The organism is Chitinophaga sp. W2I13 (assembly GCF_050434005.1).
Taxonomy (GTDB): domain Bacteria; phylum Bacteroidota; class Bacteroidia; order Chitinophagales; family Chitinophagaceae; genus Chitinophaga.
In genome coordinates, this window is sequence record NZ_JBNPWD010000001.1 from 5,767,487 (window position 1) to 5,781,713 (window position 14,227).

The 14,227-nt window shown below is 48.6% G+C and carries 13 protein-coding genes; 11 read left to right on the plus strand and 2 right to left on the minus strand.

Features of this window, described 5'->3' with window-relative positions:
* Positions 1-68 precede the first annotated feature (68 nt).
* The 3 genes from QFZ48_RS23835 to QFZ48_RS23845 all read left to right on the plus strand — a co-directional run bounded on the left by QFZ48_RS23835 (position 69) and on the right by QFZ48_RS23845 (position 4,235).
* Entirely contained in the window at positions 69-1,406 is a 1,338-nt protein-coding gene (locus QFZ48_RS23835) for a putative oxidoreductase C-terminal domain-containing protein (RefSeq protein WP_429063961.1), read from the plus strand.
* A gap of 12 nt (positions 1,407-1,418) precedes the next feature.
* Positions 1,419-2,705, plus strand: coding sequence for a M20 metallopeptidase family protein (locus tag QFZ48_RS23840; RefSeq protein ID WP_429048920.1), 1,287 nt, complete (start codon positions 1,419-1,421; stop codon positions 2,703-2,705).
* A 426-nt stretch (positions 2,706-3,131) separates the two neighbouring features.
* Positions 3,132-4,235 (plus strand): glycosyltransferase, encoded by a 1,104-nt coding sequence (locus tag QFZ48_RS23845; protein ID WP_429063963.1) that lies wholly within the window; start codon positions 3,132-3,134, stop codon positions 4,233-4,235.
* Positions 4,236-4,252: 17 nt separating this feature from the next.
* Here the strand turns inward: QFZ48_RS23845 and QFZ48_RS23850 are convergent, their stop codons facing one another.
* Positions 4,253-4,612 carry a DUF1801 domain-containing protein gene (locus QFZ48_RS23850; RefSeq protein WP_429048916.1) on the minus strand — a complete coding sequence of 120 codons (360 nt, stop codon included), beginning with the start codon at positions 4,610-4,612 and terminating at the stop codon, positions 4,253-4,255.
* Between the two features lie 91 nt (positions 4,613-4,703).
* Between QFZ48_RS23850 and QFZ48_RS23855 the strand changes: the two genes are divergently transcribed.
* From QFZ48_RS23855 to QFZ48_RS23865, 3 genes are all read left to right on the plus strand, one after another.
* Positions 4,704-5,459: a type 1 glutamine amidotransferase domain-containing protein gene (locus QFZ48_RS23855; RefSeq protein WP_429063964.1), complete on the plus strand. Its 756-nt coding sequence runs from the start codon at positions 4,704-4,706 to the stop codon at positions 5,457-5,459.
* 69 nt (positions 5,460-5,528) lie between these two features.
* Entirely contained in the window at positions 5,529-6,536 is a 1,008-nt protein-coding gene (locus tag QFZ48_RS23860) for an LLM class flavin-dependent oxidoreductase (RefSeq protein ID WP_429048911.1), read from the plus strand.
* Between the two features lie 163 nt (positions 6,537-6,699).
* Complete coding sequence (locus QFZ48_RS23865) at positions 6,700-7,770, plus strand: 3-oxoacyl-ACP synthase III family protein (RefSeq protein ID WP_429063966.1); 1,071 nt, start codon at positions 6,700-6,702, stop codon at positions 7,768-7,770.
* Here the strand turns inward: QFZ48_RS23865 and QFZ48_RS23870 are convergent, their stop codons facing one another.
* Positions 7,771-9,717: a lectin-like domain-containing protein gene (locus tag QFZ48_RS23870; RefSeq protein WP_429048906.1), complete on the minus strand. Its 1,947-nt coding sequence runs from the start codon at positions 9,715-9,717 to the stop codon at positions 7,771-7,773.
* Between the two features lie 148 nt (positions 9,718-9,865).
* Between QFZ48_RS23870 and QFZ48_RS23875 the strand changes: the two genes are divergently transcribed.
* The 5 genes from QFZ48_RS23875 (at position 9,866) to QFZ48_RS23895 (ending at position 14,223) form a co-directional block, all read left to right on the plus strand.
* Positions 9,866-10,777, plus strand: a complete 912-nt coding sequence (locus tag QFZ48_RS23875) for a hypothetical protein (RefSeq protein ID WP_429063967.1) — start codon at positions 9,866-9,868, stop codon at positions 10,775-10,777.
* A gap of 12 nt (positions 10,778-10,789) precedes the next feature.
* Positions 10,790-11,530 carry a 23S rRNA pseudouridine(2604) synthase RluF gene (gene rluF / locus QFZ48_RS23880; RefSeq protein ID WP_370912116.1) on the plus strand — a complete coding sequence of 247 codons (741 nt, stop codon included), beginning with the start codon at positions 10,790-10,792 and terminating at the stop codon, positions 11,528-11,530.
* A gap of 94 nt (positions 11,531-11,624) precedes the next feature.
* Complete coding sequence (locus tag QFZ48_RS23885) at positions 11,625-11,879, plus strand: hypothetical protein (RefSeq protein WP_429063969.1); 255 nt, start codon at positions 11,625-11,627, stop codon at positions 11,877-11,879.
* A gap of 172 nt (positions 11,880-12,051) precedes the next feature.
* A complete protein-coding gene (locus QFZ48_RS23890) occupies positions 12,052-13,155 on the plus strand; it encodes a DUF6688 domain-containing protein (RefSeq protein ID WP_429063971.1) in 1,104 nt (367 codons plus the stop codon).
* Between the two features lie 126 nt (positions 13,156-13,281).
* Complete coding sequence (locus QFZ48_RS23895) at positions 13,282-14,223, plus strand: hypothetical protein (RefSeq protein ID WP_429063973.1); 942 nt, start codon at positions 13,282-13,284, stop codon at positions 14,221-14,223.
* Positions 14,224-14,227: the final 4 nt, after the last annotated feature.

Below are 14,227 nucleotides of genomic sequence, written 5' to 3' on the forward strand. Positions count from 1 at the left end.
AGATATTTGGTGATGTATCAAATATAATGACTTTGTAATGGAAATGCGGAAACGGAAAAAATAACCGGATGAAGCAAAATATTATCTTTATTCATCCATCTAAAATGCAAACGCCTATGCAGCTAATTGCACTTGACCCTGGTCATTTCCACGCTTCGCTGGTACATCAGCAGATGTACCCGGAAATAGATGACGTGATCCGGGTATTTGCACCGGACGGACCGGAAGTAAAACAATACCTGCAGCGGGTAGCTGCCTTTAATGAGCAGAACAGCCCGGCGGTGCGCTGGAGCGCGGAGGTGTACGCCGGTAGCGACTATCTGCAGAAGATGCTGCTGTGTGATCCGGGGAGTATTGTGGTGCTGGCAGGTAATAACCGTTTGAAGCCTGCCTATATCAGCCATGCCGTGCACGCCGGTATGCATGTGCTGGCCGACAAACCTATGGCGATTGATGCGGAGGGTTTCGATTCCCTGCAATCATCTTTTGCGATGGCTGCTGCGAACAAGGTGCAGTTGTATGATATCATGACAGAGCGCTACGACATCCATAACCTGTTACAAAGGGAGCTGTTGCAATTACCGGAACTGTTTGGAACACTGCAGGAGGGCAGCTTCGGGGACCCTGCTGTGATCAAAAAAAGCGTACATCACTTTAAGAAGACGGTAGCCGGGAAAACACTGATCCGGCCATCCTGGTATATGGATGTAAAGCAGCAGGGAGAAGGAATTACAGATGTGACCACGCACCTGGTAGACCTGTTGCAGTGGACCTGTTTTCCCGGGCAGGTACTGGATTATAAAAAAGATATTCATATAGATACCGCTATTACGTGGTCCACCGGGATGAGCCTGCCACAGTACAGCGCCATTACAGGAGAGCAGCAGTTTACGCCTGACCTGGAGGAAATTGCCGATGCCGGCGGCCTGCTGGAGGTGTATGCTAACGGGGCCTTTGATTATACGATACGTGGGGTGCATGCGCGTATTTCCGTTCAGTGGGATTATGAAGCGCCTGCAGGTACCGGCGATACCCATTATTCACTGCTGCGTGGCAGCAAGGCCGAGCTGATGATACTGCAGGACAAGGAACAACAGTACAAACCGGTGTTATATATCCATCCGTTATCAGCAGATACCGTGCAAATGAAAACGGCATTCCGCACGCTGGAACAAAAGTATCCCGGCATCGGGTTAAAGGAAAGCGCGTATGGCTGGGAAGTGGTGATACCGGAGGAATTGGTAAAGGGGCATGAACGGTTATTTGCAAAAGTGATGCAGCAATTCCTGGTATACGTGAAATCCGGGCAGATGCCGGCCTGGGAAGTGGCGGGGATGCTGGCGAAATATTATACCACCACACAGGCGCTGTTGGTGGCCAGGCGTTTGCGCGCTTCGACCGGATAAAAAATTGTATACTTGAGGGTTATAAGGGGCGATACGGCGGCGTATCCGCACCTGACTGATGATTTTGTAAAAACGTTCCTGGCGCAGGAGCGCAATAAAAACTACTGTTACATGCTTAAAGAGAGAATCCGGCAATTAGCCAGCGGACTGCTGGAGGAGGCAACGGCCAACCGTCGCCACCTTCATACGAATCCAGAACTTTCCTACCGGGAATACCAGACGGCGCTTTTTATTGAGGAGAAGCTCCGTGCCCTGGATATTCCATTTGAAAGGATGGCCGATACCGGGATTGTTGCTTTACTGCAGGGAGGGGGAGGGCCGTCGGACAAGGTGGTGGCCTTGCGGGCGGATATAGACGCCCTGCCCATCATTGAGCTGAATAATGTGCCTTACCGTTCGCAGAACGAGGGGGTGATGCACGCCTGCGGGCATGATGTGCATACGTCTTCCCTGTTGGGCGTGGCGGGTATCCTGAGCCAGATGAAGGACGAGTTTTCCGGTACGGTGAAGTTTATATTCCAGCCGGCGGAAGAGGTAATCCCCGGTGGGGCCAGTTTGATGATCAAAGCAGGGGTGCTGGAAAACCCCCGGCCGCATCATATCCTGGGGCAGCATGTGATGCCGGAGCTGCCAGTGGGTAAGGTGGGCTTCCGTTCCGGGCGCTATATGGCCAGCAATGATGAAATTTCCATTACGGTGAAGGGGAAGGGCGGTCATGGTGCGATGCCGCACCTGGGTATTGACCCGGTGGTGATTGCCTGTCATATGGTGATAGCGCTGCAGCAGATTGTGAGCCGCCGTGCCAACCCGTTGCTGCCATCGGTATTATCTTTTGGTAAAATGCACGCCAACGGGGCCAGTAATGTGATCCCGGATGAAGTGAAGCTGGAGGGTACTTTCCGGTCGCTGGACGAAACCTGGCGTAGTGCGGCCCATGATAAGATTAAAAAGATGGCCATCTCCATAGCAGAAAGTATGGAAGGCTCCTGTGATATTAAAATAGAAAGAGGATATCCTGTGCTGATCAACGAAGATAAACTGACGGCTGCCAGCAAGGCATACGCCGTTGACTACCTGGGTGAAGCGCAGGTAGAGGACCTGGACATCTGGATGGCGGCAGAAGACTTTGCTTCCTATTCACAGGTGGCGGATGCCTGTTTTTACAGGTTGGGGGTACGCAATGAAAACAGGGGTATTATATCCGGTTTGCATACGGCCACCTTTGATGCCGATGAAAAAGCGCTGGAAACCGGTGCTGGTCTGATGTCTTACCTCGCGCTGAAAACTTTGGGCAACTAATGGAAGCGTTGGGAACACCTTTATTATTTTGTTAACTGCCGGTTAACAACGGCTGATTTGTTGCATTCACGGGCAATAATTATGCGTTCACGAAATAAGGTGGGCAACTAACGACCATGAATATATCTTTGCATCAGGTTTTTCATAGGATATGGTTAAAATATTAAAGGGGAGGTAGTCTTGCCACCCCTTTTTTTTATGCATACAGCGGATGTTGTCTTTCTCAGGATTAGTGTGATTAAGCTGATTGCCGGGATTTTATTTTTTTTGTTTGGGAGATAAATTGACTTCGTTTAGCCCTATACGTTATCAGCATAGTAACCTGCGTATTTATAATAACACCTTCAGCGTAAGAATAATGGGCTGCAAATATATATTTCATTTGCATTATGAAAGCAAATAAAATGTTATTTATCTTCGCGCCCTATGGCAGCGGTTCCTGATTCTATTGATATTATCATTCCAACTTTCCGGCTGGATGAGCAATATTTACTTCCCCTCATCCATTTGCCCAAACCAGGCGGATGGCAATTTAACTACTACATCATTGCGGATAACCCGGGGATACAGCCTGGTGCCGAATTGCAGCGGCTGGCAGAAGAAGGCGTAATACATCTTTTTATTAATTCCGAAAATAAAGGACCGGGTGAAACCCGTAACAGGGGCATTGAGGCGGGAAACGGCAGCTGGATCTTATTCCTGGATGATGATATTGTGGCGGATAACGACTTGTTGCTACAATATGTAAAAGCGGTTAAAGAAAATGCATCGGCGATTGGTTTTATTGGCTTAACAGATTTTCCTGCACCGGTAAATGCATTTACGCGCGCGCTGGATGCAGCGGGACTTACCAGTATTTTCACTATCGCGAAAAAGAAGGAGCAATTCATGTGGGGCGTAACAGCGAACATTATGTTTAAGCGGAGCGCGTTGCAGGATTTGCGGTTTTCCCCAGAGTTGTCGGCTATTGGCGGGGGAGAGGACATTGACCTCGGGGCGAGGATGAGTATGTTGCATGGTACACAGTTCATGTGTGTTAAAGCCGCGCGTGTTACGCATCCGTGGTGGAACCATGCGCAACCGCATTTTGACCGTTTTACGCGTTATGGCGCGGGAATGGCATTATTGCTGCCCAGATTCAGGGCTTTTAACTGGTATGCGTTTCCTAATCCCATAGAAGGACTGGTGCTGGCATTCCTTTGTGCGCCTTTGTTTTTTATATTTCTCAGCTGGCAGAAATGGCTGATCTTTTTGGCAGCTATTCCTTTAATTGATATGGCTGTTAATTATGTGCGGGCCGCCGGCATGGGATATCGTGAATTAAAAGTAGCTTATTATATGACGTTGCTGCGATGCAGTACGGAATGGGGGATGTTTAAAACCCTGATAGGGCAGGGCCGTCCGGATTATTTGATGAAGCGTATCAATGTTGATTTTACGCGTCCGCGGCATTTCCGTACCAACCGGTGGCGGATCGCCAAGCTGGTCATCTATCTTATATTACTATCGTTATTGATCTTTATAAAATAATTTGTTCCCATCAGCATTTACTTACGGGATTGTTCGTACCAACGAACCATTTTGCCGAGGATATCATTGATCACTTCCATCGGAAGATCTTCTGAGGGGTTGAGCGGAAGGATCTTCATGCGGGCGCGTTTATCCTGTTGCAGCTGGGGATGCGGGATATTTTTACCTTCCACGATGCCGAGGTAGGGGTGTTTGTTTTCTTTTTGGATCCAGAGATAACAGCACATTTTACCATTGTAACAAAAGAAGGGCATGCGGTACTTCCAGGCTTCTGTAATATGGGGGTTGTATTGCCGGATATAAGCGCGTAGCGCGAGCAGGCAGCCCTTGGCCGGTTCCGGTTGAGATTCAAACCAAATGTCGATATCGCGGATCATAATACCTTGAAAATAGGCAATTGCTAACAGCAGAATGCTTTTTTTGTTATCTTTCTTTTCAAGTTACTGCCTGCACAATAAACATTTTTGAATGAAGAAGGTACTGGTGCCACTACCCGATTATGGTTTCGATCCTACGGAAGCGGCAATACCCTGGTTGTTGCTGACGGCAAAGGGATACGACGTGCAATTTGCCACGCCGGGTGGTTACAGCGGGATGGCGGATCTCCGGGTACTGAGAGGAGAACAGCTGGGTATATGGAAATGGTTGCTGCAGGCGCGTGAGGATGCGGTGATGGCCTATCACCGCATGTCAAACAGTGAATCTTTTTGTACGCCCTTAAAGTATACGCAAATCCGTGCGGAACATTATGACGCCCTTTTGCTGCCCGGTGGGCATGACAAGAAGATGAAGGCGTATCTTGAATCTTCCCTGTTACAGGAAGTGGTAGCTCATTTTTTTACGGCGCAGAAGCCGGTAGGGGCTATTTGCCATGGTGTAGTGCTGGCTGCACGAAGCAAAGATCCGCGAACAGGGTTATCCGTTTTACAGTCCTATAAAACCACGGCCTTGCTGGCCAGCCAGGAGCGTATGGCGTATCATCTTACCCGGTGGTGGTTAAAAGACTATTATCTCACCTATCCCGTTACCGTACAGGCGGAAGTGACAGCGGCGCTGGGTGATCCGGCGCAGTTCCTTTCCGGTCCCCTGCCTTTGAGCCGGGATGATGCACGACATCCGGAACGGGGGTTTACGGTAAAGGACCGCCATTACCTGTCGGCCCGCTGGCCGGGTGATGCATACCGCTTTTCAGCCGAATTTATCCATATGCTGGAGCATGCTTAACGGTGAGAAGTGCTTACCTAAAGTATATCGCCCCGTTTCCGTGGGCCGCAATGCTGTAAATTTGTACCCATGAATAAGCATGGATTAAGACGGCCGTTGTCGGTTTTGGACCTGGCACCGGTAACAGAAGGAAGTACGCCTGCAGATGCATTCCGGAATAGCCTGCGGCTGGCACAACACGTAGAAAAGTTGGGATATAAGCGTTTCTGGATGGCTGAGCACCACAATATGGTGAGTGTGGCCAGTTCGGCTACGGCTGTATTGCTGGGATATATAGCCGGCGGCACTCATACGATCCGGGTGGGTTCAGGTGGTATTATGCTGCCTAATCATGCGCCGCTGGTAGTGGCCGAGCAGTTTGGCACCCTGGCCTCCCTGTATCCCGACCGGATAGACCTGGGGCTTGGAAGGGCGCCGGGCACCGACCAGGTAACGGCGCGGGCATTGCGCCGCGACAGGCTTGGGGCAGGTCACGATTTCCCTGAGCAGGTACAGGAATTACAACAATATTTATCGTTCGACAACCATACCAGTGCCGTGAGGGCGATACCTGGCGAGGGCCTTGATATCCCGATCTGGATACTGGGTTCCAGCACCGACAGCGCTTACCTGGCTGCTGCAATGGGTTTGCCCTATGCGTTTGCCAGTCATTTTGCACCTGCACAGCTGCATGCAGCATTAAAAATATACCGGCAGCAATTTAAGCCTTCTGAATTTTTATCGGCTCCTTATACGATGGCGTGTGTGAATGTGATAGCCGCGGATACGGATGCAGAAGCCAACCGGCTGGCCACTTCGTTTTACCAGTTGTTCCTGGGAATTATCCGTGGTAAGCTGCGGAGGCTTGGACCGCCAATAGACAGTATGGAAGGGGTGTGGACGGAATATGAGGCGGCGCATGCACAGCAGATGCTGAGTTGTTCTTTTATTGGCAGTGCTGCTACTGTGCAAACAGGCCTGCAGCGTTTTCTTGAAGAGACGGAGGTAGATGAGCTGATGGCTACCGCTCACATTTACGACCAGGACACACGGCTTCGGTCGTACGAATTATTGAAAGGAATAGCTGATAATTTATAAGTTAAGTAATGAACAAAAATAATAATGGCGCTGTTTTTGACAGCGCCATTTGTGTTTACAGGCTGGTGAAGGCCGGAAGGGTGTATGCAGGGCAGCTTTTTATTGTATCTTTATGTAATGGGTTGTCAGGTGGCAACTTAAAAAACGATCTATGGTTCAAACAATGCGAACAGTTATAACCGGTACTGGTAGCTTTATTCCTGCCAACAAAAAACTAAATAACGATTTTTTGCAACAGGAATTCTACAGTGACCGGCAGGAGAGAATCCCTTCTGAGGCGGCAGACATTATCCGCAAATTTGAGGAGGTTACGGGGATTTCTGAACGCAGGTATGCAGATGTAGATATGAACGCCACGGAGATGGCGGTAGCAGCGGCAACAGCGGCTATTAAAGATGCGGGAGTGGACCCGGAAACGCTGGATCAGATTATCCTGGCGCATAATTTCGGAAACGTTTTAACAGGCACTATTCAGTCGGATGCAGTGCCATCACTGGCTTCCAGGGTGAAGCAGGCATTGGGGATCCGTAATCCTTCCTGTATACCTTACGATATTTTGTTTGGTTGTCCGGGCTGGATCCAGGGTTTAATCCAGGCGGATGCATTCTTTAAAGCGGGGCTGGCGAAGAGGTGCCTGGTGATAGGTACTGAAACCCTGAGCAGGGTGATTGACCGCTACGACCGTGACAGCATGATTTTCAGCGATGGTGCGGGAGCGGTGATTGTAGAAGCTTTCAAAGATACGGAGGGCACGGCGGGGATTATTAGTGCGAGTGCACAGTCGTACGCGATGGACGAGCTCAATTATATTTATATGGGCAAGTCGTACGCACCGGAAGCGGATAACAGTGTCCGTTATATCAAGATGCTGGGCCGCAAAGTATATGAGTTTGCGCTGAAGCATGTACCGGAAGCGATGAAGGCCTGTTTGGATGCGGGTGGCGTAAACATTGCAGATGTAAAAAAGATCTTTATACACCAGGCCAATGAGAAGATGGATATTGCCATTATCAAAGCTTTCTACTTATTATATGGTATTAAAGACATACCGGTGGACATTATGCCTATGAATATCCACGAGTTGGGCAACAGTTCTGTGGCCACGGTTCCTACTTTATTTGACATGGTACGTAAGGGGCATATTGCCAACCAGGCGGTACATGCCGGCGAGGTGATCCTGTTTGCTTCTGTGGGAGCGGGCATGAACATCAATGCGATTTGTTACCGGGTGTAGTTATCGTATAAGCGTTACCGTACCTTTTCTGCTGAAACGGCGGCCGGTGTAATCCACGCCCTGCACCATCCATATATAAGTGGCTGCGGGGGCGGGGCGCCCCTGCCAGTTGCCGTCCCATCCGCCCGGCAGATCGGCGCTGCGGAATATCTCCTGGCCCCAGCGGTTCCATATACAGAAGAAATCCAGTTTGGGTATGCCCGCGGCGATGACGCGGAAAATATCGTTGCGCCCGTCGTTGTTGGGCGTAAATGCGTTAGGTACATAGAATTCCGGTCCTTCATAAACTTTTACATTCACTTCATCCTGATCCGTGCATCCTTCCGGGGAGGTGAGGGTGAGGCGGTAGGTCTGATCTTTTTGCAGTATGGCAACGGGATTGGGTATATAGGGGTCATTGAGGCCGGTGGTGGGCGACCAGGCGTAGCGGATACGCGGATTGAGCCATTCTGCCTGTAGTTGCAGGGGCTGGCCGCTGGCTACGATGGTATCTTTCCCCGCCTGTGCGAATACGGAAGTAACCCTGACAGGCACTTCCACTTCAGGAGAGACGCAGCCATCCCTGCTGATGGCGTATAGCCGTAAGGGATAGTAGCCCGTATCTGCAAAGCGGAAGGTGCCTTGTTGTTGTTGCAGGGTGTTACCATTGCCGAGATCCCAGTGCCACTGGCTGATAGGTGTAGCCGGCGTAAGGTTAACGCCTTCAAGACTGGTGGGAACACCGAGGCATACGTCTTCGCCTCTGCCGCTTACCTGCGGGGTGTTGCTGACGAGGATAGATTTGGTAGCGCTGCTGCCGCAGCCCAGCGCCGAGGTGACCGAGAGTTGTATCTGGCGGGTACCGGGCGTCGTGTAGGGAGCCGTTGGCTGCTGACCGGCGGAGGTAGTGCCATCGCCCCAGTTCCATTCCCATTTTTGGAGTGTTCCTACGGTAATGGTCGTACGATCTTCCATCTGCATTTTGGCATTGAGGCAAAGAGGATCGGGGCCGAAGTCCACTACCGGGTACGCACCTACGGTGAAGGGGGCTTTTAAAGTATCAGACCGGCAGCCGCTGTTATCTTCAATCACCAGTTTTACTTCATAGTGGCCTGCCGCAGGATAAACGTGAGCAGGTGGCAGAGGCGCGGTCGAAAGGGTTCCATCTCCCAAATCCCACCACCAACGGGTGACGGACCCGAAAGAACTGGAATTATCCCTGAACTGGATGGGAGTGCCATCGCAGAAGATCTGTTGGGGATTGAAATTAAATTCTGGGCGGAGGGCGGCGCAAAATTCCTGTTTATTGCTGCTGCCGCCGGTAGATCCGGCAAAGCCCCAGAACACGCTGGGATCTCCGCTGAAAATATCATTTACAATGTCTTTGTTGAGTGTAAGGCGCAGCTCATTATCCACGCTTATTTCCATGTGTTGTGCCACCGCGTCCCACCGGATGCGGAAAAGGTGCCAGTTACAATCTTCAATATTATCGCTGTTAGCCAGCACGGTTACCGGTGCGGTAAGATTGCCGGTGGGATCGTTGTGATCTGTGATGCCGTTCATTTGTATGGCAATATGATCGTAAGGAGGGTCATTTTCATCCGTGTTCTGCCAGGTATCAATGATGATCCCAAGTGAGGGTGAAATGCCTTTAAAACCAATGCCCTGGCCGGTAGCGCCGAGATTAGTGCCTTTGGTTTGCAGGATGAAGCCAATGCCATCTGCACCGGTTGCATCTTTACAACCCAGGTTTACATCAAATACATAATTAAACGACTGATTCAGGTTGATCTTATTTTTATTCCATACGGTGCCGCTGGTGGCTTGCTGGTCCGGTGTGAGCACATAGCAGTTGCAGGTGCGCTGGGTAGCTGCGCCATTGAGTATGTATGGCAATGGCGTTTGACCCGTGACCAGGGAACTTTTAAGAAGCAGGAAACCGGTGATCAGGCATAGTATTCTTTTCATGTCAGGAAGCCGGGCAGCGGGACAGATTGCCGGTAACAAGTTACATTCTTAGCGATTAACATCAAAGCAGAATTATTACTTTTACTGGCGGGGAATACCTGTATCCAGGACCCGACGATATTGTCGCAGTTAAGCATGAACGAGCCAGATGAATATCATTACAGATTATAAAAACAGACAGCTGTTCCTTTCCCGCGACGACGATGAAGGAACAGCTCCGCAGTGGTACGACACGATCAACGAAAGGATACAATTGTGGGAGCAGTATCCAGGTTATAGTGTAGTGGCGTGGCATCCCGGCAACAGGTTACTGGTATTGAATTCCCCGCTGATCATAGGATCGCGCAAGCTGGTAAGCCGGCTGGTGGTGATGAACATTGACACGCAAAAAGAACTCTACAGCACCAGCAGGCACCTGTATTATAACGCCTTTTTTAATGGCGCCGGCACGCATATCTTGCTGGAGGCCTATAGCCAAAAGCCTTCCTGGGTGGACATTGCCACAGGTGAAATCGTGGCGGTAGTACCTTTCGGACTACGATTGGCCGATGGCACCTACGATCCCTTTCAGGATGTCTTTTATTTCCCGATGGAGAAGCAAAAGGCGTATATCCGCGTGGATGGCGCTGATTTTACATGTACTAAAGTAAAGACGTTTTACCCGGACCTGGTGAGTAAGATCACCTGGTGGAACGGGCAATACCTGATACTCACGCAGGGCAATATCCTGTTTTGCTGCGATCAGCAGTTTCAGCCACTGTGGCAGCGCAGCTTTTCCGACCTGGGCGGCGACAGTGGGCAGGTGCATGGTACGGATATACTGGTAACGGAAGACGATGAGCTGATATGCCTGAGCGCCAGCGCGTCCGAAACCAACGGATGGGGCGTGGCATATGTACTGGACCGGAAAACCGGGGCTGTCCGTAACATCATCCAGGGTGAACGTGGTCGCGGACGTATTACCGGCGCGTATTTCCATCACCAGGTATTTTTATATACCATGAAACTGCTGGACCTGAACACCGGCGCCGTGCACGACTTTTTGCCCGGTTTTAAGTAATTTGCGCCTGATATGGATATAAGCGTTAACAAATACATCAGTGAAACGGGCTTTTGCAGTCGCCGCGAAGCTGATAAATATATTGAACAAGGGCGTGTGACGATCAATGACAACATCGCCTCCAAAGGCAATCGCGTTAAGGACGGCGACGTGGTAGAAGTAGACGGAGAGCCGCTCAAAAAGAAGAAGGCCACCGTGTACATTGCCCTCAACAAGCCCAAAGGGATTACCTGTACCACTGACCTCAAGGATAAAACCAATATCATCGACTACGTGAACTTCCCCTCCCGCATATTCCCGATCGGGCGGCTGGATAAACGTTCTGAAGGACTGATATTCCTCACCAACGACGGCGATATCGTAAATAAAATCCTGAGAGCCGGCAACCAGCATGAGAAAGAATATATCGTTACCGTTGACAAACCCATAGACATTGAGTTCCTCAAAAATATGCGTAACGGCGTGCGCATCCTTGGTGTGATGACGCAGAAATGCTTTGTGCAACAGGAAGGCGCCAACCGTTTCCGGATCATTTTAACGCAAGGGCTTAACCGGCAGATACGCCGCATGTGCGAAGCATTGGGATATGATGTAGTGGCGCTGAAGCGGACGCGGATTATGAATATGACGCTGAAAGACCTGGCACAGGGCAGCTGGCGGTATTTTACAAAGGAGGAAGTGAATAACCTGAATGCACTGGTAGCAAATAGTAAGAAGACCGCAGGGAATGATGCAGATGGGATGGATGAGTGATGCTATTGTTCTCACCTATTGTGTAACATCACAAAATCAGCATGCGAAGGCGTGCCATTTGACTATCAGGCTGACCTGTAAAAACAATTGAAGCATGGAGTTGACGTTATCAAACAGGGATTTTTGTATTTATCTGCTTACACAATTTCCATTTGCTGTTGATGAGGAAAAGGAAATGATGTTGTCTGATTATATAATGGAACATCCCGGAATGCCGTCAGAGGATTGGATAGAAGAGTTAAGCGGCAAGACAGGCAAAGACGGACAGGAAACCGAACCCTGGAATGGTTCTACGTACGTACATCAGATCAATCCCCAGGTGACCTTCTATGCAGAAGTTCATCTGTAGGCATGTGGTTTTTAAAGAAGAAGATAAGAATATATTGACGCACAGGGAGGGAATCGGATTGGTAACTAACCGGAACCATTCGGAAAGAAATCATCAGCATACAGATGAAGAACTGGTAAGTATAAACGAAATTATCAGATTGGCAACAGGTAAAAATTAATCGAAATAATACATGATTATTGTTTGTGTACTCCTCTTTTTTTTTGGACTAACCGGTATCACCATATTTACTTTGAAAAGGATCAAACCGGCCATTACTGTTCCGGAGGTCATCCTGGCGAACGTTTATGTCTTTTCCCTGATATCGCTGTTCATCGGTTTCCTGATCCACAGTAACGAATATTATACCGCCATAGACCCGGTTGATGATCAATGTTATATTCCGCTGGGCGGGAAGCACATCATCACTCTGACCTTTTACTTTATTGCCTTCAATATTTCTCTGTTGCTGTTGTGGTTGAAGGGCTATAAATTGCCACCACTGGCCAAAGTGCTGTCGCTGGGTTTCCTGGTAACAGGTATTGTGATCAATTTGCTGATTTTATGGCAGGTATCGGAACATAATACGGCCAGCATCGATATGTATGACAAATCCGGACATGTTTATCTTTTTGTATTTGCACCGGCAGTGGCGATATTGATTGCCGTCCTGCTTATACTCCATGTGGTGAGGACGCACATGGTTACGGCCAATGAACGTGTCTATTCCAATAAGTTCCTGAACAAATTGAATATTTTTCTTGGGAAAAGAAGCAATTTAACGTTGTGGTCTATTATCCTGATACTTCCGTTACTGCTGGTTATTACAGCGGTGCTTACTTTGTTTGGCCAGGACCCCGATTCATTGATCAAAGCTTTCACAGAAACCACCACCTGGCGGCTTTCTCAGCAGATGCATCCGCCGGTGTTGGACCATAAGGGGCACTATCTGTGTACAGTTGCAGTATCCGGAGATCCAAAAATCGTGAAGCCCCTCCGGTTGGGTAACAGGAATGGAAGAACGATTATCGTGAACCGGCAGTTGCTGATCGCAAATGCCTTTGAGGAAATGGTGCAGGATTTTTCTCCGGGGTTACATCGGGTGATACGGCGTAACTATGATAAGTACGGATATAATTTATCCAGGAAAATCAATAACGAGCAGATGGCCAATTTAACTTACCGGCTAATGAAACCTTTGGAATGGATCTTTCTGATTTGTTTATATCTTTTATGTCAGCAACCAGAACAACGGATTAACAGGCAGTACAATGGTTCAGTATCGCCAGGAAATTGAAAAACAAAAAACAGGAAGATGAAACCAGCGGAGAAATACCAGAAGAATAGGAATATCATTATAGCGATCATCCTCTTTTTAATGAACTTAAGTTGTCAATCTCAGAACAGCCCAACATACTGGAAAATGACTAAGATCTACCGGGAGGACAAAACTCCTTTTACAGGGATGACGGTTGAAGGTATGCAGGAAGTGCTTGATTATAATTTCCACTTCATCAGGAAAGGTGATAGCCTGTATTTTGAGCTGCCTTCCACATTTAAGATAGACATCCGGAGTTTTAAACAGCTTTCGCAACTCCATATCGCTGACAGGGAGTATTATGAAATGTATGATCATGCTTTCAGCGATGATGTTTTCCAGATTAAATTCAGGGATAATGCGACTACCTCCAACTCCAAAAACACCATCATGGAATTTTCCCGGATATCGAAAGAAGAATTTGAAGAGGATATCAATAAGGAGATTGCCCGACAAAAAGAAGTGAGGGCGAAAATCAATACGCTGAAAAATCAATTAAGCACAGCCCCACAGATTATATTGCATCAGGTTGAAAAATTACCGGTTAAAAACCAGGTTATACAGGACGACAAAGGAAATCCTATCACTTTAGAGATCCCGCGCGGGATTGAACTCAAAGTATCCGGACATGTTAAAACCCAGCAGTTCGGGCCTATCAAAATCGGCACATTTACGACAAACGCTAAAATATACGACCTGGTACATCCCCAAAAGAATTATGGACTAAATCAACTCACTATCTGGCTCTCTACAGACCCTGCAGATTTCGACCTGGCGGGCTATAAACTGGAAAGCCCCGACAGGGTTATATTCAAAGAAGATGCAAACAGTGTAACCGGGTATGAGCTTGACTATGATCCTAAAGACGGGAAAGCTATCATCCGCTCTGTTTTCTGTCTCAAATACAAAAAAGTGGGCCAGACCCATGTTTTTATTTATGCGGATGTATACCGGTCGCAATTCAGCGGTAATTTCGACCGTATGGCGGAGATGAACGAAATATTGAATTTTAATTACCAGCTTTCCGAGAACATCACCATTAAATAGCTTT